The organism is Streptomyces sp. URMC 126 (assembly GCF_051386555.1).
In the GTDB taxonomy this organism is placed as follows: Bacteria; Actinomycetota; Actinomycetes; order Streptomycetales; family Streptomycetaceae; genus Streptomyces.
In genome coordinates this window covers 1-228 of sequence record NZ_JBPQTX010001465.1, presented here as the reverse complement: position 1 = coordinate 228, position 228 = coordinate 1, and the positions used below count along the sequence as shown (strand labels likewise).

At 61.0% G+C, this 228-nt stretch carries 1 pseudogene; it reads left to right on the top strand.

Going from position 1 to position 228, the window contains the following annotated elements:
- A pseudogene (locus ACSNOK_RS36690) lies at positions 1-228 on the top strand (pyridine nucleotide-disulfide oxidoreductase); the annotation flags it as partial.

Genomic DNA, 228 nt, shown 5'->3' with positions numbered 1-228 from the left:
ATCATTGGGAGCGCGAAGGCGTTCTCGGCAATGTCCAGGTCGCCTTTCACAGCGCTGCGCCAACGCTGTTCGGCGTGAAGGAGTACGTCCCGGCGCTCGAGCAGACGATCGATCGCTACGGCGTCGAGACCCACTTCGGCAGCAACCTCATCGCTGTCGATGGTGAAACGCGGCTTGCCGCCTTCAAGTCCGAAAACACGGTGGAAACTCGCAGCTTCGACATGCTGC